The sequence below is a fragment of the Streptomyces sp. BBFR2 genome (assembly GCF_044497305.1).
Classification (GTDB): Bacteria; Actinomycetota; Actinomycetes; order Streptomycetales; family Streptomycetaceae; genus Streptomyces.
Genome location: NZ_CP172415.1, coordinates 3,048,458 through 3,067,845, shown reverse-complemented (window position 1 = coordinate 3,067,845; position 19,388 = coordinate 3,048,458). Strand labels below are relative to the sequence as shown.

Here is a 19,388-nt window from a genome sequence, read left to right as displayed (position 1 = left end):
GCCGCCTCCGGCGCGCTGAGCCCCGCGCTCGCCGCGCTGCTCCAGTTGCTCGCCCTCATGGCGGCGCTCGCCCTCGCCTACCGCCCGCTCGGCGACCACATGGCCCGCGTCTACTCCTCCGACAAGCATCTGCGCGTCGAGAAGTGGATCTACAAGGCCATCGGCGCCGACCCGCACACCGAGATGCGCTGGCCCGCCTACCTGCGCGGCGTCCTCGCCTTCTCCGCCGTCAGCCTGCTCTTCCTCTACCTGCTCCAGCGGCTCCAGGGCAGCCTGCCCGGCTCCCTCGGCTTCGCCTCGATCGACCCGGACCAGGCGTTCAACACCGCCGCGTCGTTCGTCGCCAACACCAACTGGCAGTCGTACGCCGGTGAACAGGCCATGGGCCACGTCGTGCAGACCGCCGGACTCGCGGTGCAGAACTTCGTCTCCGCCGCCGTCGGCATCGCCGTCGCCGTGGCGCTCGTGCGCGGCTTCGCCCGGTCCCGTACCGGCGAACTCGGCAACTTCTGGGCCGATCTGGTCCGCGGCACCGTCCGGGTGCTGCTGCCCATATCCGTCGTCGGCGCGCTGATCCTCGTCGCGTGCGGTGCGATCCAGAACTTCTCCGGCATCCATGAGATCGGGCAGTTCCTCGGCGGACACCAGCAGGTCAACGGCGGTGCCGTCGCCTCCCAGGAGGTCATCAAGGAGCTGGGCACCAACGGCGGCGGCTACTTCAACGCCAACTCCGCCCACCCCTTCGAGAACCCCGACGGCTTCACCAACCTCTTCGAGGTCTTCCTGATCCTGGTGATCCCGTTCGCGCTGACCCGCACCTTCGGCCGGATGACCGGCTCCCTCAAGCAGGGCTACGCGATCCTCGGCACCATGGCCGTCATCTGGATCGGCTTCACCGCCCTGATGTGGGTGGCCGAATCCGGCGGTCACGGACCGGCGTTCCAGGCGGCCGGCGGCGCCCTGGAGGGCAAGGAGACCCGCTTCGGCATCGGCGGCTCGTCGATCTTCGCGGTCGCCACCACCCTCACCTCCACCGGCGCCGTCGACAGCTTCCACTCCTCGTTCACCGGGCTCGGCGGCGGCATCACGATGCTGGGCATGCAGCTCGGCGAGATCGCGCCCGGCGGCGTCGGCTCCGGCCTCTACGGCATGCTGATCATGGCGGTCATCGCGGTGTTCCTCGCCGGGCTGATGGTCGGCCGGACGCCGGAGTTCCTCGGCAAGAAGATCGGCACCCGCGAGATCAAGCTCGCCGCCTGCTACATCCTCGTCACCCCGGCGCTGGTGCTCTGCTTCACCGCCGCGTCGCTGGTGCTGCCCACCCCGCCGCACTCGATGCTCAACTCCGGCGCGCACGGCTTCTCCGAGATCCTCTACGCGTACACCTCCGGCGCCAACAACAACGGCAGCGCCTTCGCCGGACTCTCCGCCGACACCCCGTGGTTCAACACCACCATCGGCCTGGCCATGCTGCTCGGCCGCTTCGTCCCGATGGTCTTCGTCCTGGCGCTCGCCGGTTCGCTCGCCGAGCAGCAGCCCGTACCGAAGACCGCGGGCACCCTCCGTACCGAGAAGCCGCTCTTCTCCGGCCTGCTGGTCGGCACGATCATGATCGTCGCCGGGCTGACCTACTTCCCCGCCCTGGCCCTGGGCCCGCTCGCCGAGGGGCTCGCGTCATGACCACCGGTACGCAGCGACCCGCCGGCGCGCAGGCGCCCACCCCCACCGAGAACCACGAGGACGACGCGATGTCCACCGTCACCCAGGACCGGGCGCCGCAGCAGGAGGCGCCCGCCCCCGAACACCCCGGAGGCGGCCGCGTCGGCGGCGGGCTCTTCGACCCCAAGCAGCTCCTCCGCTCGCTGCCCGACGCGTTCCGCAAGCTCGACCCCCGGGTGATGATCAAGTCCCCGGTGATGTTCGTGGTGCTGATCGGCTCGGTGCTGACCACCGCGTTGGCCCTGCTCCACCCCGGCGAGTGGTTCGGCTGGGCGATCACCGCCTGGCTCTGGCTGACCACTCTCTTCGCCAACCTCGCCGAGGCGGTCGCCGAGGGCCGCGGCAAGGCGCAGGCCGACACCCTGCGCAAGGCCAAGACCGACACCGTCGCCCGCCGCCTGACCGGCACCGACGAGGAGAGCGTCCCCGGCACCGACCTGCGCGTCGGCGATCTGGTGGTCTGCGAGGCCGGTGACGTCATACCCGGCGACGGCGACGTCGTCGAGGGCGTCGCCAGCGTCGACGAGTCCGCCATCACCGGCGAATCGGCGCCGGTCATCCGCGAATCGGGCGGCGACCGCTCGGCCGTCACCGGCGGCACGAAGGTCCTCTCCGACCGCATCGTCATCAAGATCACCACCAAGCCCGGTGAGACCTTCATCGACCGGATGATCAACCTCGTCGAGGGCGCCGCCCGGCAGAAGACCCCCAACGAGATCGCCCTCAACATCCTGCTGGCGTCCCTGACCATCGTCTTCCTGCTGGCCGTCGTCACCCTCCAGCCGTTCGCCGTCTACGCGGGCGCCGAGCAGTCGATGATCGTGCTGACCGCGCTGCTGGTCTGCCTGATCCCCACCACCATCGGCGCACTGCTCTCCGCCATCGGCATCGCCGGCATGGACCGCCTCGTCCAGCGCAACGTCCTGGCGATGTCCGGCCGCGCCGTCGAGGCGGCGGGCGACGTCTCCACCCTCCTCCTCGACAAGACCGGCACCATCACCTACGGCAACCGCCGCGCCGCCGAGTTCGTCCCCGTCCCCGGCGTCACCGCCACCGAACTCGCCGACGCCGCCCAGCTCTCCTCCCTCGCCGACGAGACGCCCGAGGGCCGCTCCGTCCTCGACCTCGCCCAGGAGAAGTACGGCCTCGCCGCCCGGGAGCAGGCGCAGTTGACCGGCGCCGAGTGGATCGAGTTCACCGCCCAGACCCGGATGTCCGGCGTCGACCTGCCCGCGGACGGCACCGCGCACCCGGCCCGCAAGGTCCGCAAGGGCGCCACCGCCTCCGTCGCCGCATGGGTGACCGAGCGCGGCGGCACCGTCGCCGCCGATGTGGAGCGCATCGCCACCGCCATCTCCGAGGCGGGCGGCACCCCGCTGCCCGTCGCGGTCGAGGACGAGGCGGGCGCCCGGGTCCTCGGCGTCATCCACCTCAAGGACGTCGTCAAGGACGGCATGCGCGAACGCTTCGACGAGCTGCGCCGCATGGGCATCAAAACCATCATGATCACCGGCGACAACCCGCTGACCGCCAAGGCCATCGCGGCGGAGGCGGGCGTCGACGACTTCCTCGCCGAGGCCACCCCCGAGGACAAGATGGCCCTCATCAAGCGGGAACAGGCCGGCGGCAAACTCGTCGCGATGACCGGCGACGGCACCAACGACGCCCCGGCCCTCGCCCAGGCGGACGTCGGCGTCGCCATGAACACCGGCACCTCCGCCGCCAAAGAGGCCGGCAACATGGTCGACCTCGACTCCGACCCGACCAAACTCATCGAGATCGTCGAGATCGGCAAGCAGTTGCTGATCACCCGCGGCGCCCTGACGACGTTCTCCATCGCCAACGACGTCGCCAAGTACTTCGCGATCATCCCCGCGATGTTCGCGGTGGTGTACCCGGGCCTGAACAAGCTCAACATCATGGGCCTGACGTCCCCGCAGTCCGCGATCCTGTCGGCCGTCATCTTCAACGCCCTGGTCATCGTCGCGCTCGTCCCGCTCGCCCTGAAGGGCGTGCGCTACCGCCCGATGAGCGCCGACCGCATGCTCCGCCGCAACCTCGCCCTCTACGGACTCGGCGGCCTCATCACGCCGTTCATCGGCATCAAGCTCATCGACCTGCTCCTGACCCTCATCCCTGGCATCGGGTGACGCCCACCATGAACACCTCCCTGGCCAACACCGCCCGCCTCACCGGCGCCGCGCTCCGCGCCCTCCTCGCCCTGACCGTCCTGTGCGGCGTCCTCTACCCCCTCGCCGTCACCGGCCTCGCCCAGGGTCTCTTCCCCCACCAGGCCAACGGCTCCGAACTCCGCAGCGACGGCCGGCCCGTCGGCTCCTCCCTCCTCGGCCAGCGCTACGACCTGCCGCTGACGAAGGGCCAGGACACCCCCGCCCCCGACCTCCGCTGGTTCCAGCCCCGCCCCTCCGGCGGTCTCGCCGAGAACACCCTGAACACGCAGTACAAGCTCCAGGTCTCCGGCGCCACCAACCTCGCCGGCGACAACCCCGACCTCATCAAGTCCATCAAGGAGACCAAGGCCACCGTCCTCGCCGACAACACCGTCCCCGGCTACACCCCCAAACCCTCCGACGTCCCCGCCGACGCCGTCACCTCCTCCGCCTCCGGCCTCGACCCCGACATCTCCCCCGCCTACGCCACCCTCCAGATCCACCGCGTGGCCGCCCGCAACCACCTCCCCGTCTCCCAGGTCACCCACCTCGTAACCACCCACACCACCCCCCGCACCCTCGGCTTCCTGGGCGAGCCCCGGGTCAACGTCCTGGAACTGAACGTGGCCCTGGCGGAGGCGGTGAAGGCGAAGGGGTGAGGTGAGGTGTGGTGGGCACGCCTGTCCGGAGGCGGGGGCCGGGCGGGCGGTGCCGGTCCTGCGTGGGGCGGGCCCGCAAGTGCCGGGATCGCGCCAACTCGCCTTTACCGAGCGGGTGTTCGGCTTTCCCCGGCGCGTGCGGACCGCAAGCACGGCAAGACCGCACGCAACGGTCCCCGCGGTTCGCGGTCCCGGGGCGCCGCCGCCGCGCGGGCCCGCCCCGGGCCGCCGTTCCGCGTCCGGTTACCGGAAAGAGGCAACGGACAACACGTCCGGATTGCCGTGCGGAGCTCCCTTCGCGTGCCAAGCTCGTGGTGGAGCGGAAATCGCGCTCCGACCCCACCCGGAACTGTCGACGCGTGCGCCGCGACGAGAGGACTTGGCATGCCCATGAACCCCACCTTCGGGGGCGAACTGCGCCGCCTGCGGGAGCAGAGCGGACGCACGCTGCACGACCTGGCACAGGAGACCAACTACAGCCGGAGTCACCTCAGCCGCATCGAGCGGGGGGAGAAGCGGCCCTCCGTCGCGCTGGCCCGCCGCTGCGACGTCCTGTTCCGGGCCGCCGGACGGCTGCAGGAGCTGGCCGAGGAGGAATCGCCCGACCTCACCGACGCGTTACCGCTGTCCGACCGGCCCCTCGGCCGGCGCGGTCTGCTCACCGCCGGGGCGGCCTCGCTGATCGGCTACAGCTTCCCGGCCGGTTCCGGCGCCGGCACCGAGCGGCCCGTGGGCGTCTCGCTCGCCGACCCGTTCCGGGCACAGTTGGAGCAGATGCGCCGCCTGGGACAGAGCACGGACCCGGGGACCCTCCTCGACCTGCTCGGGGTGCAGACCCGCACCGTGGCCCGGCTCGCCGTCGCCCAGGGCTCGTCCGACGGCGCCGAACTCCTCGTCCTCGCCGCACACTTCGCCAACTACACCGGCTGGATGGCGCAGGAGAGCGGCGACAACCGCGCCGCACTCGACTGGACGGCCAAGGCCGTCGACCTCGCGGAGGCCGGCGGCGACCGGAACCTGTCGTCGTACGCCCTGGTCCGGCAGGCGCTGGTGGCCTTCTACGACCACGACGCGGCGCAGACCGTCGCTCTCGCGGGCCGGGCGCAGTCCGACCGGCTGCCCTCCCGTATCCAGGGACTCGCCGCTCAGCGGGAGGCCCAGGGCCATGCGCTCGCCGGTGATGAGCGTGCCTGTCTGACCAGCCTCGACCGGGCCCGCGCGCTGTTCGCCGCGGAGCCCGCCCGGACCGGCGGCGATCCGGTGATCGGCACCTCGCATCTGACGGACCCCGCCGCCATGGTCACCGGCTGGTGCCTCTTCGACCTGGGGCGCCCGCGCGAGGCCGCCGAGGTCTTCGACCGGGAGTGCCTGCGCATCCCGCCCCACGCCCTGCGCTCCCGCACCCGGTACGGCCTTCGGCACGCCAGGGCGCACGCCGCGGCCGGTGAGGTCGAGCGGGCCTGCGCGATCGCGGCCGAACTGCTCGACCTGACGGTGGCGGTGCGCTCCGCCACCGTGACCGCGGATGTCCGCAACCTCGCCAGGGAGCTGGCACGGTTCCGTACCCTCCGCGCCGTACGCGAGCTGCAACCCGCGCTCTCCAGAGCGCTCACCCTCACCCGGCCCTGACGGCCGCCCCGCCCCGCCTCTCGGCGCCGGGCGGCACCACCCCGCCTGATTCCCCCGCCGTGCGGGGGCGATGACGCCTGCCCGTAGGGGAGCGGCCTGCCCCACGACCGTACGGCGATCCCGCCCCGGCCCCGGCACCGGACCCTGGCCTCCGCACCGGACCCTGGCCTCCGCACCGAGTCCCGGCCGCCGACGGCGGCCCGTCCCGCCGCGCCCGGACACCCGGCGCGCACCGAACCCGGAGCTTTCCCCGCTCCGTCATCGACCGGGCCCGCCGCCCCGCGGCGGACCGATCCCGCAGAGACCCGAAGAGGAAAAGAGAACACCGCCATGCGCGACGTCTTCATCAACTACCGCACCAAGGACGAAGAGGCCACCGCCACCACGCTCGACGTCTACCTCTCCCAGGGCTTCGGCACCGATCAGGTCTTCCGCGCCGGCAAGTCCATCGAAGCGGGCCAGAACTTCCGCAAGGAGCTGGTCGCCGCCGCCCGCCGCTGCCACGTCCTGCTCGCGGTCATCGGACCGGACTGGTTGACGGTGCAGGCCAGGGACGGCAGGCGGGCGCTGGACGTCCCCGAGGACTGGACGCGCCGGGAGATCCTGGAGGCGTCCGCATCCGCGCAGGTCATCCCGGTGCTGGTGGGGGACACGCTCCGGCTGCAGCGTGCGCAACTGCCGAAGGCCCTCGCCTGGCTCGCGGACTGCCAGTACCGGCGGCTCTACCACCGCGACCACACCGCCGGCCTCCAGCGCATCGGCGACGACATCGCCGAGCTGGCCCCGCATCTCACGGACGCCGACCGGCAGGCGGCCGAGGAGAAGACGCGGGGGACGGCCGGGGCGGTCGGCGGCAACCAGGTGGAAGGCGTCCAGGCACAAGCGGGCACCATCCACCAGAACGGCGGCATCGGCAACCTCGCCGGCGGCTTCCACGGCACGTACTTCGACCGGCCGAACGGACCCGTCAACACGGGGAGCGGCTCGCAGCACACCGCGCACCACGCCCCGCAGTTCTCCGGTAACGGTGCGAACTACGTAGCGGGCGACGTCACCGGACAGGTCGGCGACGCCCACATCGCAGGCGACCAGAACGCCACCCACCTCACCGGGGACCACATCGGCACCCACCACGACAACCGCCGCGCAGCCGAGGACAGCGACAGGTGACCGACGAGGACGGCGCCACCTGGATCAGCGGCTCGCAGGGGCCGGTCAACGCCGGGCCCGGACCCCAGTACAACTCGGCCACTCACGTTCACTACCACGGCCCGGCCCGGCCGGTCCGTACGGGTAAGGACCCGCTGACGGTCGCCCGGGAACACCGCGCCTGGCTCAGCCGGCGGTTCGTCCCGCCGGCCGGCTTCGGGAAGGCCGTCGACCGGCTGGCCCTTCCCGGAAACACCGTCCTGCTGGACGGCCCGGAGGGCGTCGGGCTGCGGACCGCCGCCACCATGCTGCTCCACCGGCTGGACGCCCCGGCTGGCCCGTTCGAGGAACTGTCCGCCGGAGGGGAGAAGAACGACGAGGACGTTCCTGATATCGCCGAAGGCGTCCGGTACCTGCTCGACCTCTCCACGATCTCCGACGACGGCTACCAGGCGGCCCAGCAACGCCTGGTCACCTATCGCGCGAGGGTGGCGGAGCGCAGTGCGTGGATGGCCGTGGTGCTGCCCACCGGCCTCAGACACCTGCTGCGCCCAGACCTGGCCCCGGCCACAGTCGATCTGGGGCGGCCCGACGGGCTACGGGTGCTCGCCCTGACGCTCCGGCAGGATGGCATCGACGTCGGCCGGGGGAGTCTGGACAGGCCGGAGTTGAAGCATCTGCTCCACGAATCGCCGATGTGGGAGATCTTCGAGTTCTCGGACATGGTGCGTCGTGCCCGCGAACGGGCCGGCCACCAGGGCGGATTCCCCGACTGGTGCGCAGAAGCGCTCGCCGCGGTCACCGACCGTTCCAAAGAGGTGACCGCCCTCGTGCAGAAGCACGGGGACGTGCCGGAGCGTGCCTTGTTGCTGTCCGCCGCCATGCTCAGCGACGCCCCCGCGGACGCTGTGCACCAGGGAGCGGTCGAACTCCTCGCCAGACTCGGGCACGAAGAGGAGAAGCAGCCGCTTCTCGCCCGGCCCGGACTCGGAGAGCGGCTGGACGCCTTGGACGTCCGGCGGGAGGAGGACGGCCGGGTCCGGTTCGGGAAGCTCGCATACGACGCGGCGGTGCGTCTGCACTTCTGGTCCAACTACCCAGATCTACGCAGCGAGTTACGGGACTGGGGCGCAGAGGTGGCCCAGTATCCGGACCTCACCGGCAGCGACCGGCAGCGTCTGGCGGTGCGGCTCGCGAAACAGTGCCTGGCCGTCGGCCGCCCCGATGACCTCTGCTCGGTGGCCGAGCGATGGACCGGCCCCACCGTCTCCCGCTCGATGGAGGCGGAGACGGCGGCCCTGCTCGAACAGGGCCTGGTACACGTACGGCACGCCGCCCGTGTCCGTACCCAGATCTACGACTGGGTGACGGGGGCCCACCTCAGCCGCAGCCTCGCCCGTGTCCTGGCCGGCGTCTGCCGGCAGGTCCTCGCCGCCACCCACCCCGACCAGGCCCTGGTACGCCTGCACCATTTGGCGCTCCGCCCCGGCGAGGAGGCCGAGGTGGCATGGGAGGACCTTCTGGACCTGGCAGGAAGCAGCCGCCGCCTCCACGCCCGGCTCATCCACCGGCTGCTGACCGTGCGGCGGGGCGTGGCGGTGCGGAAGTTCCAGCTCCTTCTCGACCTGCTCGACCCTGCCCGGCTCGGCTTCTGCCCGTACCGGCAGGCCCTCCAGGATGCCTGGCGCGCGGTGCTGGACCGCGCCGATGCCCCGGCGGACTGGCAGCCGTCGGCGCTCGCGCTCTTCACCGCCGCCCACGAACGGCCGGACTGGCGCCGTGCGCCGGACGCCCTGATACGCGCGGCCGACGGTGATCCGGGCGTCCTGAACCACCTCTACGTCCTCACCTGCGACTGGGCGGCGGCCGCGCCGACGCCGCTCGACCGTGTGGCCCGCAAGGAGAGAGCCGCCGGACTCCGGCAGAAGATCGACGCCGCGCAGGGCCTGGACTTCACGACCGACCGCCCCGGCGCCCCCAAGGGAGAACCCCGATGACGTTTCGAAGCAAGACCGTTCCCCTCCTCCTCGTCCTGCTCAGCGGTGCCGTGCCCGTCCTGCTCGGACTGCAACTCGGCTGGCCCGGCTGGGTGACCGTCTTCCCGGCGCTGGCGCTGGTGGCGGGCCTGTCCCTGCTGGTGGTGCACCAGTCCACCGAGGCGCGGCGGGAAGACGACCCGTACCGGCCCGATCCGTCACCCGTGACGGAGCCCGGTACGCCGCCCTACGGGACCGCCCCTGTGCCGTCGCCCTTCACGACCGCCCTCATGGCGCCGCCCGAACCGCCCTTCAACGAGAAGCGGGTGGACCACGTCCGGCTGGCCAGTGCCCGGGCGGACTACACATTCGTCTTCTCCGCCACGGTGTGGTGGCGCCCGCTCGGCAATGACGCGGGTCCCGCGCAACCGGGCCTCGCGGACCTCGCCGAGTCCACCGTGCTCTCCCGCGCCCAGGCCGTCGTCGGCCGGGAGGACCCCGAGCAGTGGGAGGCGGTCCACCGCCGGTTGCAGGGCGAGTTGGGCTTCCGGCAGAACGACCCCTCGGACCTGATCACCGTTCTCGCGGACGGCATCAGCCTGACGCTCGACGAGGACGACCGTCTCCGGCTGGAGAAGTTGTCCCAGCTCCGGAAGGACGAGGAGGACTGGGAACGCAACCGCCACTTCGAACGCAGCCGCCGCGCCTACCTGGGCGACGAGGTGCTCAAGACCCCCGGCACCGCCGTCGTCTGGTGGCTGGCCCGCCACGACGAACGGGTCAAGGACGCGGTCAACATGATCGGCCCGCTCGCCCAGTTGTCGGCCGCCGCCAACGACACCGACATCCCCGAACCGTTCCGGCACGTCGTCGCCGGATATCCGGACCGTGAGTCCTACCTCGCCACTGTGGGCGGTACGGACACCACGGGGACCGACGACGACGCGGAGTACACCGGCAGGGCCCCCATGCCGGACGAGGCGCGGGCCCCGTTCTCCGGCGACCGGGCGGCGGGCTCCTCCGACGGCGCCTACGAAGGGCTGCGCCACACCCCGTACACACCGGGCGAACCGGGCCCGCACACCGCCACGGCTCCGGACAGCGATCCGGTCGACCGTATCGCCGGGCTGCTCGACGAACTCGGCCTGAAGGAAGGCTCACCGGAGCGTGAGGCGTACGTCGAACGCATCGCCCGCACCACCGAGGCCGCCGGGCTGCCCGAGCAGGCCGAACGGATCAGGCAGCGACTGGCCCCGGACCGTTGCCCGCCCCCCGGGACCCAGCCGCCGTTCACCGACCCCACCACACAGCCCCCCGGCGACCGCGGCACCCTGATGGGTGAGGGACCGGCCCCGGACAGCCGGCCCGGTGGCCCCGCCGCCGACACACCGCGCGGTCGCGTCACCGAGGAGGACCGGGACCCCGGCCCGGTCACCGAGGAGCACCGGGACCCGGACCACCCCGAGCAAGCGCCCACCGCCCCCACGAGCCCGTTCGACCGCCGCCCCGGCGACGGGTACGAGGAGCAGCGGCCCCACGAGGGACGATCCGCGGACGCGCCGCTGACCGACGACAACACCGGCGCGGGATACACCGGCGGCGACGCGCGCAGCGCCGACGGACAACCCGCCACCCCGCACTCCGCCCCCGAGGCCGCCTCCGACGACAGCCGCGCCCCGGCCCCGCAAGCGTCCCCGTACGACGTCCCCGGCGTCCCCTCCCCGTCCGGCAACCCCGACCGGCCCGGCGCCCCGGGCCACGACCCCCGGCACGGCTACGGAACGCCGCCGGAGCAGGCACCGGACGGTGGGTACGCCCCGCCGCCGAACGACGCGCCGATGACAGGCCACCCTGGAGCCGACGGCACCCCGCCCGCGAACGCCGCGCCGCCGGCCGACGGCACCCCGTGGTGGGGCGGCCGGCCCGTACCGCCCCAGGACGGACCGGCGGCGCCCCCGGCCGGGCCGCCCGCCGCGCCTCCCCGGGTCTGGGCCATGCCGCCCGCGGACTCCGGCGGCCAGGCCACCCCGGCCGCCGCGGACCAGCCCGAGCCTCCGCACGAGGGCGGGCCCCACAACCCGCACACCCCTGGCTTCGGCTGACCTGCCCTGCCCGGCCCCGGGAGCCACCATGGCGGATGACGGGCCCCACCGATCGCGGTGGGGCCCGTCCCCGTCCACCACCCCGGCACCCCACCCCACCACCCCTCCACCCGCGCCCCCGTCCGCGATACTGCCTACGCAACTGACGCCACAGGCAGGGGGAAGCGGTGCGACCGCTGGGCAAGGGCGATCCTCGGCAGATCGGGACGTTCCGGATCGTCGGGCTGCTCGGGGGCGGCGGGATGGGGCGGGTCTACCTCGGGCGCGGGGCGGACGGGCGGACCGCGGCGGTGAAGACCGCGCGCGCCGAACTCGCCGATGACCTGGGGTTCCGTAAGCGGTTCGCGCGGGAGGTGGCCGCGGCCCGGCGGGTCGGGGGGCCGTTCGTGGCGCCGGTGGTCGACGCGGCGCCGCACGACGAGATCCCCTGGATGGCGACGGAGTACGTACCGGGCATCTCACTCAGCGACGCGGTGCACGACGCCGGACCGCTGCCGGTGCCCACGGTGCGGGCGCTGACGGCCGGACTGCTCCAGGCGCTGGCCGCGGTCCATGCGCACGGCCTGGTCCACCGCGACCTCAAACCGTCGAACATCCTGCTCACCGCCGAGGGCCCGCGCGTCATCGACTTCGGTATCGCGCACTCCGCCACCGACACCGCCCTGACCGTCACCGGCGCCGCCCTCGGCACCCCCGGTTTCATGGCCCCCGAACAACTCACCCTCACCGGCGGCGAGATCACCGGCGCCGCCGACGTCTTCGCCCTCGGCGGCGTGATCGTGTACGCGGCGACCGGCAGCGGCCCGTACGGCAACGCCGAACCGCAGATCCTCATGTACCGCACCGTCCACGAACGCCCCCGCCTCGACGAACTCCCCGTAGATATAAGGGAGTTGGCGGGGCCATGCTTGGCGACGGAACCGGAGCGGCGACCCGCCCTCGCGGACCTGATGGCCCGCGTGGGCGCCCCGGCCTCGTACACCGACTGGCTCCCGGCGCCACTGACGGCCCAACTCCACAACCTCTCCGCCCGGTTGCGCGACCCGCGGCAGCCGGGAGCGGGGCCGTGGCCGCCGGACGGGCCGCCGAACGGGATGCGGGGCGGGGAAGGCGGCGCGGACCGGACTCCGGGCGGCGCGGACCGGACGTCAGGCGGGACAGGCGGGACAGGCGGGACAGGCGGAACGGACCGGACACCGGCCCCTCTCGCCCCAGGCGCCCCCGCCCCGCCCGCCGCCTCCCCGCACCCCCAGGCCGCCACACCTCCGCACCACGCGCAGCCGCCCGGGGCATCCGGGCCACCCGAGGAACCGCACAGCCCGTACCCGCCCGTCCCCGGCACTCCGTCCGCCCCCGGCACTCCGTCCGCCCCCAGCACTCCGTCCGGCTCCCCGCCCGGCCTCGCGGCCACCCCGCAGGGGGCGTACGGGCCGGCGCCCGTCATGCCGTCCCAGGAGACGGCGGCATCGGCGCGGACCGGCGGCAGGCCGATCCGGCGCCGGGCGGTGGCCGGGGCGCTCTCCGCCGCCGGGGCCGGGGCGCTGGCGTGGCTGCTGTTGCCGGACGGCGGTGACAGCGGCCGGGACCCGTCCGTCGGCGCCAACCCGGCCGGCCGGGAGCCGTCCGGCGGGAAGGCGTCGCCCGGCGGCTCCCCGCGCGCCGCGCTCCCGGCCGAGATCCGCGAACAGGGCCGCCTCTACATCGGCTCCGACCTCAGCTACGCGCCGATGGAGTTCCTCGACGGCGACGAACCCGTCGGGTGCGACATCGATCTGGGGAAGGCGATCGGCCGGGACCTGAACATCGAGGTCTCGTTCCGGAACGGCGCCTTCGACACCCTCCTGCCCGGCCTCGCCTCGGGCCGCCACGACCTGATCCTCTCCGCCCTCACCGACACCACCGACCGGCAGGACCACGGCGTCGACCTGATCGACTACTTCCGCATCGGCCTCGTCCTCGTCGTCCCCCGCGCCGCCCGCACGCGGATCAAGGGCCTCGACGACCTGACCGGCAAGAAGATCGCCGTCCAAGCGAACACCGAGGCCCGGGAACACCTGGCCGGACTCGGCATGCGGAAGCCGCAGATCCGCGAGTTCCCCACCCCCGACGAGATGTACGCCGACGTCACCAAGGGCCTCTCCGACGCCTGCCTCGACGACTACCCGCCCGCCGCCCGCGCCCTCGCCGACCACCCCGGACTCGCCCTCACCGGCGACCAGATCGCCCCGCGCACCTGCGGCATCGCCGTCGCCAAGGGCAAGACCGCGCTGCGCGACGCCGTCCGCGCCTCCCTGGACCGCCTCATCAGGGACGGCACCTACGGCAAGATCCTCAAGAAATGGGACATGGAGGCGGGCGCGGTGACCCGCACCGCGATCAACGGCGGGACCTGACGCCTCACTCCGGCCAGTCGGAGCCCTTGATCACCTCGACGAAGTCGCCCCGCACGAACCCGGGCACGTAATGGGCCAGCACATCCGCCTTGACGTTGCCGAACGTCGTTTCCGGCCGGTCCTTGATCCCCTCCGTGAACGCGGCGAGGATGCCGTTCTTGAAGTCCGGACGGGGGTGCGCCGCGACCACCGCGGCCCGCTCCTCCGCCGTCACCGCGTGGTAGCCGATGCCCAGCACATCCAGCTCCACACCCCGCGTGACCAGCGCGATCTCCGGTGCCATATGGAGCGGGATCTCGGGCGTGGTGTGCAGCGCGATGGCCGTCCAGACCCGGTCGGCCGCCTCACCGGAGACGCCGTGGGAGCGCAGGAACCGGCGTGCCTCATCGGCACCGTCGATCTCGAACCGCTGATCCGTCCGCCGGAACCGCTCCGTCAGCCCCAGATCGTGAAACATCGCCCCGACGTACAACAGCTCCGGATCAGCGATAACACCCTCCTTCCGCCCCTGCAGCGTCCCCCAGAGAAACACCCGCCGCGAATGATCGAAAACCAACGGCGACGCGGCCTCCCGCACCAACTCCGTGGCCTCCCGGGCAAGAGCACTGTCCGGAATCTCCACTCCGGCAATCGACGTACGCATGAGACACGTCCTCTCGGTTGATACGGGGATGCAGCGTGGCGCGCGGATGGACGGGGCGGCGGATGGGCGGTGCAGGGGCAGGGACGGGGGCATGGACGGGGGCGGGGGACTGGGGCGGACGGGCAGATACGGGCGGGCAGATACGGGTGGGTGCCTGGGAACGAGCGGACGGAGCCGCTCCGCTCCGGCGCCCGCTCCGTCCCGGCGCCCGCTCCGTCCCGGCGCCCGCTCCGCTCCCGTGCCAGCCCACTCCGACGCCCGCTCCTCCCCTATGGACCTTCCTCCCTACGGACCTTCCTCCCCGACGGATCCTCCTCCCCGGCGCCCTCCGCGCCGGTCCCCCCAGATTCGCCCCGGTGCCCACCCTGACGCCATGTCCTCACGGCCATACGAACCACAGATCCGGACATCCCGCCGGGCAGAGGGCCCGCCGCTCCGGGTGGCGCTCGTCGTCTTCGACGGCGTGACGCTCCTCGACCTCAGTGGCCCGTCGGAGGTACTGCACCAGGCGGACCGCTTCGGCCACCCGTACGAGCTGACGCCGGTCCCGCCCGGCGGCGGCCCCGTCACCACCGCCGGACCGGCCCTGACCGGCACCGTCACGCCGGACGCGGCCGGCTCCGCCGACACGGTGCTGGTCGCGGGCGGCAACCGCCTCGCCGAGGAACCGGTCGACGACGCCCTCCTGTCGGCCGTCCGCACCCTCGCCCCCGGAGCCCGGCGGATCGCCTCCGTCCCACAGCTTTCGCCCCTCTCCCGACGGCGCCCGAGCCCCCACTCCCACGCCCGTCCGGCCCTCGTCCAACAGCCTCCGGCCCCGCCGCCGGAGGGGCCGAGGATCAGGGCAACGGAGCAGCCGCCAGCCCCACCGACCGCCCCCACCCACCCCATTAGTCAGGTGTTAGCGCCAAGGCAGCCCCGCGCTAGCGGCCCCGCGCAGAGTGGTTGTCGTACCGAGGAGAGCACGACACCAACTGCCCGGGGGGACCCGACATGAGCGCCACCACCACCGCCCGCACCACCCGCCGCCGTACCCTGCGCGTCGCCCTCGCGGCCCTGACCGCCGTCGCCGGTCTCACCCTGACCGCCTGCTCCGGCGGCGCGGACGAAGCCTCCGGTACGAAGTCCGCGAGCCACGCGGCCACCGCCCAATCCGGCGGAGCGGGCGCCACCGGCGCGGAGAACGCCGCCAAGTCCGGCTCCGCCGCCAAGGCCGAAACCAAGTCGACCGGCGCGTCCACCGGCGCGGACAAGACCGTGACCCTGGTGGACGGCAGCACCGCCGAGATCACCGACCTCGGCAACCAGAACTACCGCGCCAGGATCGTCAACGACGGCGAAACCCTGGCCACGCTGGAGACGAACGACACGGACGCCGGCGCCGCCCTCAACGGCATGTACGTCGTCCTCACCATGGGCGGCGAGGTCCACTCCTGGATGGGCGGCGAGCAGCGGGGCCCGGGCGTCGTCACCCTCGCCGGCGGCTGGCAGGCCAAGATCACCAAGCTCGGCGAGCTCCACTACCGCGCGGAGATCATCGGCCACGAGGGCTCCGTAGACGCCACCCTGGAGGCGGACAAGAACGCCTCCGCCGGCCTCGACGCCAACGGCATCTACATCGTCCTCACCGCCGGCGGCGAAATCAGCGCCCACGAGTAACCCCTGCCCCCCGGGGGACATCCGGCCCCGGCCCCGCGCCCGCCCCACTCCGGGGACAGGCTCGGGGCCAGTCCCCTCGTGCGGACAAAGGCCAGGAACAACAAACCCGAAGAAACGTTGAAGGGCCCCACCGCGAACGGTGGGGCCCTTCAATATCGTGCCCGGTGAGGCACTGGCGGAGGATACGAGATTCGAACTCGTGAGGGGTTGCCCCCAACACGCTTTCCAAGCGTGCGCCCTAGGCCACTAGGCGAATCCTCCGCCGCAAACAATACAAGACGTTGAGGGGTGCTCGCGACCATGATCCGGAGGGCGGGGGTCCGGGCCGGGTGGGAGGGAGTCGCAGGTGGGGGCGGGTCGTGTTCGGGGGCGGGGATCCGCTACTGTGGTGCGCAGCCCCTCACGTGGCGCTATCTGACTGAACTCCCCCAGGGCCGGAAGGCAGCAAGGGTAGGTCGGCTCTGGCGGGTGCGTGAGGGGCGTTTGCGTTCGCGGGCGGCCCGGTTGTCAGTGGGGGCCGATATCGTCGTATGCGTGTCGTCCCTCGCGCTGTACCGCCGCTACCGACCCGAGACCTTCGCCCAGGTCATCGGGCAAGAGCACGTGACCGATCCGCTCCAGCAGGCCCTGCGGAACAACCGCGTCAACCACGCGTACCTGTTCAGCGGCCCGCGCGGCTGCGGCAAGACGACCAGTGCGCGCATCCTGGCGCGCTGCCTGAACTGTGAGGAAGGCCCCACCCCGACGCCGTGCGGCACCTGCCAGTCCTGTGTGGACCTGGCGCGCAACGGCCGGGGATCGATCGATGTGATCGAGATCGACGCCGCCTCGCACGGTGGTGTGGACGACGCCCGTGACCTGCGGGAGAAGGCGTTCTTCGGGCCCGCGTCCAGCCGGTACAAGATCTACATCATCGACGAGGCGCACATGGTCACCTCGGCGGGGTTCAACGCCCTGCTGAAGGTGGTCGAGGAGCCGCCGGAGCATCTGAAGTTCATCTTCGCGACGACGGAGCCCGAGAAGGTCATCGGGACGATCCGCTCGCGTACCCATCACTACCCCTTCCGCCTGGTGCCGCCCGGGACGCTGCGCGACTACCTCTCCGAGGTGTGCCGGCAGGAGTCCGCGCCGGTCGAGGACGGTGTGCTGCCGCTGGTGGTGCGCGCCGGTGCCGGCTCGGTGCGTGACTCGATGTCCGTCATGGACCAGTTGCTCGCCGGAGCCGGTGACGACGGTGTGACGTACGCCATGGCGACGGCGCTGCTCGGGTACACGGACGGCTCGTTGCTGGACGCGATCGTGGAGGCGTTCGCGGCCGGGGACGGCGCCGCGGCCTTCGAGGTCGTCGACCGGGTGATCGAGGGCGGCAACGACCCGCGCCGGTTCGTCGCCGACCTGCTGGAACGCCTGCGTGACCTGGTCATTCTCGCCGCCGTGCCCGATGCGGGGGAGAAGGGGCTGATCGACGCGCCCGCGGATGTCGTGGAGCGGATGACGGCCCAGGCGTCGGTGTTCGGCGCCGCCGAGCTGAGCCGCGCCGCCGACCTGGTCAACACCGGACTGACCGAGATGCGCGGCGCCACCTCGCCGCGCCTCCAGTTGGAGCTGATCTGCGCCCGGGTGCTGCTGCCTGCGGCGTACGACGACGAGCGGTCCGTGCAGAGCAGGCTGGACCGGCTGGAGCGCGGTGTCGGCGCGGCCGGACTCGCCGGTGGCGGCGGGGCCGCGTTCGCGGGCGGCGGCGCGCCGGTGATCGACGCAGGTGGCGGCCCCGCGGTCGGGTATGTGCCCGGGCCGGAGGCCCATCCGGTGGGGCCCCCCGCAGGACCCGCGGGCCCGGCGGCGGCGCGCGCGGCGGTGCGTGGCGCGACCGGTGGCGGCCCCGGCGGGCCCGCGGCAGGCCGCCCCGCAGCCGCCCCGCCTGTGGCTCCTCCGCCCGCGGAGGCGCCTCCGGCTGCCGTACCAGCGGAGGGCGCGGCCCCGCGGAGCGGATCGCACGCGGCCGAGCAGGTCGCGGAACAGCCGCGTCCGGCCGGTGCCTGGCCCGGGGCCGCGGCTCCGGGCAGTGGACCGACAGCCGGCGCGCAGGAAGCGACGGGAAGCCCCGCCGCGCCCACCGGGGGCGGCGAGGGCGGCCCCGCGCGCCCCGGTGCCTGGCCCGGGAGCGGCGGCGCGGGCCAGGGCGATGCCGGGCGGCGGCCCGGGGGCTGGCCGTCGGCCGCGGCCCCGGGGCAGGGAGCGCGTCCGTCCGCTCCGGCGCCCGCGGCGGCCCCGCAGCAGCCCGCAGCGCAAGCGCCCGCACCGCAGGCCCCGGCCGGGGGCGGGCAGGGCGCGGCGCAGGTGCGGCAGATGTGGCCGCAGATCCTGGACGCGGTCAAGGGCCGCCGACGTTTCACGTGGATCCTGCTCAGTCAGAACGCCCAGGTCTCCGGCTTCGACGGCACGACTCTCCAGATCGGCTTCCCCAACGCCGGGGCGCGCGACAGCTTCGCCAACGGCGGCAGCGAGGACGTGCTCAAGGACGTGCTCGCCGAGACGTTCCATGTGCAGTGGCGGGTGGAGGCCATCGTCGATCCGTCGGGCGGCGCCAATCCGCCGGCCGGCGCCGCACGCGGCGGTGGCGGTGGCTTCGGCAGCGGCCAGGGAAGCGGTTACGGCGCAGGTCAGGGCGGTGGCTACGGCGGCCCCGCGCAGTCCGGCCCGCCGTCGTCGGCACCGTCGCAGGGCGGCCCGGCGGCCGGTGGTGGCTCCTCCGGCGGCGGTCAGGGCGCGCGGATGGCACGGGAGGCCGTGGCGCCGCCCGCGTCCGGCGGTCCGGGCGGCCGTGCCCCGGAACCCGAGGCGTCCCCCGAGCCGCCGATGGCCGTCGAGTACGACATGCCGGAGGAGGACGACCCGGATCTCGTCGACTCCGCCCTGAGCGGCCACGACCTCATCGTCCGGGAGCTGGGCGCGACGGTGGTGGAGGAGTTCAACAACGAGTGACGACCGCGGGAGGGGCTCGGCGGGCCGCTGCGCCGGGCCGCCCACCCGATGCCCGGGTGCTTTGCCGAGCGATCGCGTGCCCGGGCGGGGGCGCCGCATCGCCGGACTGCCCGCCGCCTCTCCGGACCGTCCGCTGCCTCGCCGGGCCGATACGCGCCCGGGGTGCCCGTCGACGCCGGGCCCGCGCGGGACCCCGGACTCTGCCCTTCCGCCCGTGACCCCGGGGGCGCCGGCACGCAGCCGGTCCTGAACCGGCGTCCCGGCAGGTACGGAAACGGACCGGCCGGACCGGCCTCCTCGCGT

At 73.3% G+C, this 19,388-nt stretch carries 12 protein-coding genes, 1 tRNA gene and 1 other RNA gene; 12 read left to right on the top strand and 2 right to left on the bottom strand.

Annotated elements, in window-relative coordinates:
* Positions 1-15 precede the first annotated feature (15 nt).
* The 8 genes from kdpA to ACGH2B_RS11840 all read left to right on the top strand — a co-directional run bounded on the left by kdpA (position 16) and on the right by ACGH2B_RS11840 (position 13,798).
* Positions 16-1,680 (top strand): potassium-transporting ATPase subunit KdpA, encoded by a 1,665-nt coding sequence (gene kdpA / locus ACGH2B_RS11875; RefSeq protein WP_399096950.1) that lies wholly within the window; start codon positions 16-18, stop codon positions 1,678-1,680.
* Between the two features lie 68 nt (positions 1,681-1,748).
* Positions 1,749-3,869 (top strand): potassium-transporting ATPase subunit KdpB, encoded by a 2,121-nt coding sequence (gene kdpB, locus ACGH2B_RS11870; RefSeq protein WP_399096947.1) that lies wholly within the window; start codon positions 1,749-1,751, stop codon positions 3,867-3,869.
* 8 nt (positions 3,870-3,877) lie between these two features.
* Complete coding sequence (locus ACGH2B_RS11865) at positions 3,878-4,549, top strand: potassium-transporting ATPase subunit C (protein WP_399087804.1); 672 nt, start codon at positions 3,878-3,880, stop codon at positions 4,547-4,549.
* 384 nt (positions 4,550-4,933) lie between these two features.
* Entirely contained in the window at positions 4,934-6,178 is a 1,245-nt protein-coding gene (locus ACGH2B_RS11860; protein WP_399087802.1) for a helix-turn-helix transcriptional regulator, read from the top strand.
* 330 nt (positions 6,179-6,508) lie between these two features.
* A complete protein-coding gene (locus ACGH2B_RS11855; RefSeq protein ID WP_399087800.1) occupies positions 6,509-7,348 on the top strand; it encodes a toll/interleukin-1 receptor domain-containing protein in 840 nt (279 codons plus the stop codon).
* Positions 7,345-9,324 carry a hypothetical protein gene (locus tag ACGH2B_RS11850; protein WP_399087798.1) on the top strand — a complete coding sequence of 660 codons (1,980 nt, stop codon included), beginning with the start codon at positions 7,345-7,347 and terminating at the stop codon, positions 9,322-9,324. Before ACGH2B_RS11855 ends, ACGH2B_RS11850 begins: the two co-directional genes overlap by 4 nt.
* On the top strand, positions 9,321-11,405 hold the full coding sequence (locus tag ACGH2B_RS11845) for a hypothetical protein (RefSeq protein ID WP_399087796.1): 2,085 nt from the start codon (positions 9,321-9,323) through the stop codon (positions 11,403-11,405). The genes ACGH2B_RS11850 and ACGH2B_RS11845 overlap by 4 nt, the downstream gene beginning before the upstream one ends.
* Positions 11,406-11,572: 167 nt before the next feature.
* Entirely contained in the window at positions 11,573-13,798 is a 2,226-nt protein-coding gene (locus ACGH2B_RS11840) for a transporter substrate-binding domain-containing protein (protein ID WP_399087794.1), read from the top strand.
* A gap of 4 nt (positions 13,799-13,802) precedes the next feature.
* On the opposite strand, the gene ACGH2B_RS11835 is transcribed toward ACGH2B_RS11840, so the two are convergent.
* Entirely contained in the window at positions 13,803-14,441 is a 639-nt protein-coding gene (locus ACGH2B_RS11835; protein ID WP_399087792.1) for an HD domain-containing protein, read from the bottom strand.
* Between the two features lie 373 nt (positions 14,442-14,814).
* On the opposite strand from ACGH2B_RS11835, the gene ACGH2B_RS11830 reads away from it, so the two are divergent.
* Entirely contained in the window at positions 14,815-15,438 is a 624-nt protein-coding gene (locus tag ACGH2B_RS11830; protein ID WP_399087790.1) for a hypothetical protein, read from the top strand.
* Positions 15,435-16,100: a hypothetical protein gene (locus ACGH2B_RS11825; protein WP_399087788.1), complete on the top strand. Its 666-nt coding sequence runs from the start codon at positions 15,435-15,437 to the stop codon at positions 16,098-16,100. Before ACGH2B_RS11830 ends, ACGH2B_RS11825 begins: the two co-directional genes overlap by 4 nt.
* Before the next feature lie 173 nt (positions 16,101-16,273).
* Here ACGH2B_RS11825 and ACGH2B_RS11820 read toward each other — a convergent pair.
* Positions 16,274-16,361: transfer RNA gene (locus ACGH2B_RS11820), tRNA-Ser, on the bottom strand.
* Positions 16,362-16,491: 130 nt separating this feature from the next.
* Between ACGH2B_RS11820 and ffs the strand changes: the two genes are divergently transcribed.
* Both ffs and ACGH2B_RS11810 read left to right on the top strand, forming a co-directional pair.
* Positions 16,492-16,590, top strand: an RNA gene (gene ffs, locus ACGH2B_RS11815) — signal recognition particle sRNA small type.
* A 44-nt stretch (positions 16,591-16,634) separates the two neighbouring features.
* On the top strand, positions 16,635-19,085 hold the full coding sequence (locus ACGH2B_RS11810; RefSeq protein ID WP_399087786.1) for a DNA polymerase III subunit gamma and tau: 2,451 nt from the start codon (positions 16,635-16,637) through the stop codon (positions 19,083-19,085).
* The last annotated feature ends 303 nt before the right edge of the window (positions 19,086-19,388 follow it).

Bases quoted from the DNA above. Each gene is read 5' to 3' on its own strand.
- kdpB (WP_399096947.1), top strand. From the start codon at position 1,749: ATGTCCACCGTCACCCAGGACCGGGCGCCGCAGCAGGAGGCGCCCGCC.
- ACGH2B_RS11865 (WP_399087804.1), top strand. From the start codon at position 3,878: ATGAACACCTCCCTGGCCAACACCGCCCGCCTCACCGGCGCCGCGCTC.
- ACGH2B_RS11860 (WP_399087802.1), top strand. From the start codon at position 4,934: ATGCCCATGAACCCCACCTTCGGGGGCGAACTGCGCCGCCTGCGGGAG.
- ACGH2B_RS11855 (WP_399087800.1), top strand. From the start codon at position 6,509: ATGCGCGACGTCTTCATCAACTACCGCACCAAGGACGAAGAGGCCACC.
- ACGH2B_RS11845 (WP_399087796.1), top strand. From the start codon at position 9,321: ATGACGTTTCGAAGCAAGACCGTTCCCCTCCTCCTCGTCCTGCTCAGC.
- ACGH2B_RS11835 (WP_399087792.1), bottom strand. From the start codon at position 14,441: ATGCGTACGTCGATTGCCGGAGTGGAGATTCCGGACAGTGCTCTTGCC.
- ACGH2B_RS11830 (WP_399087790.1), top strand. From the start codon at position 14,815: ATGTCCTCACGGCCATACGAACCACAGATCCGGACATCCCGCCGGGCA.
- ACGH2B_RS11825 (WP_399087788.1), top strand. From the start codon at position 15,435: ATGAGCGCCACCACCACCGCCCGCACCACCCGCCGCCGTACCCTGCGC.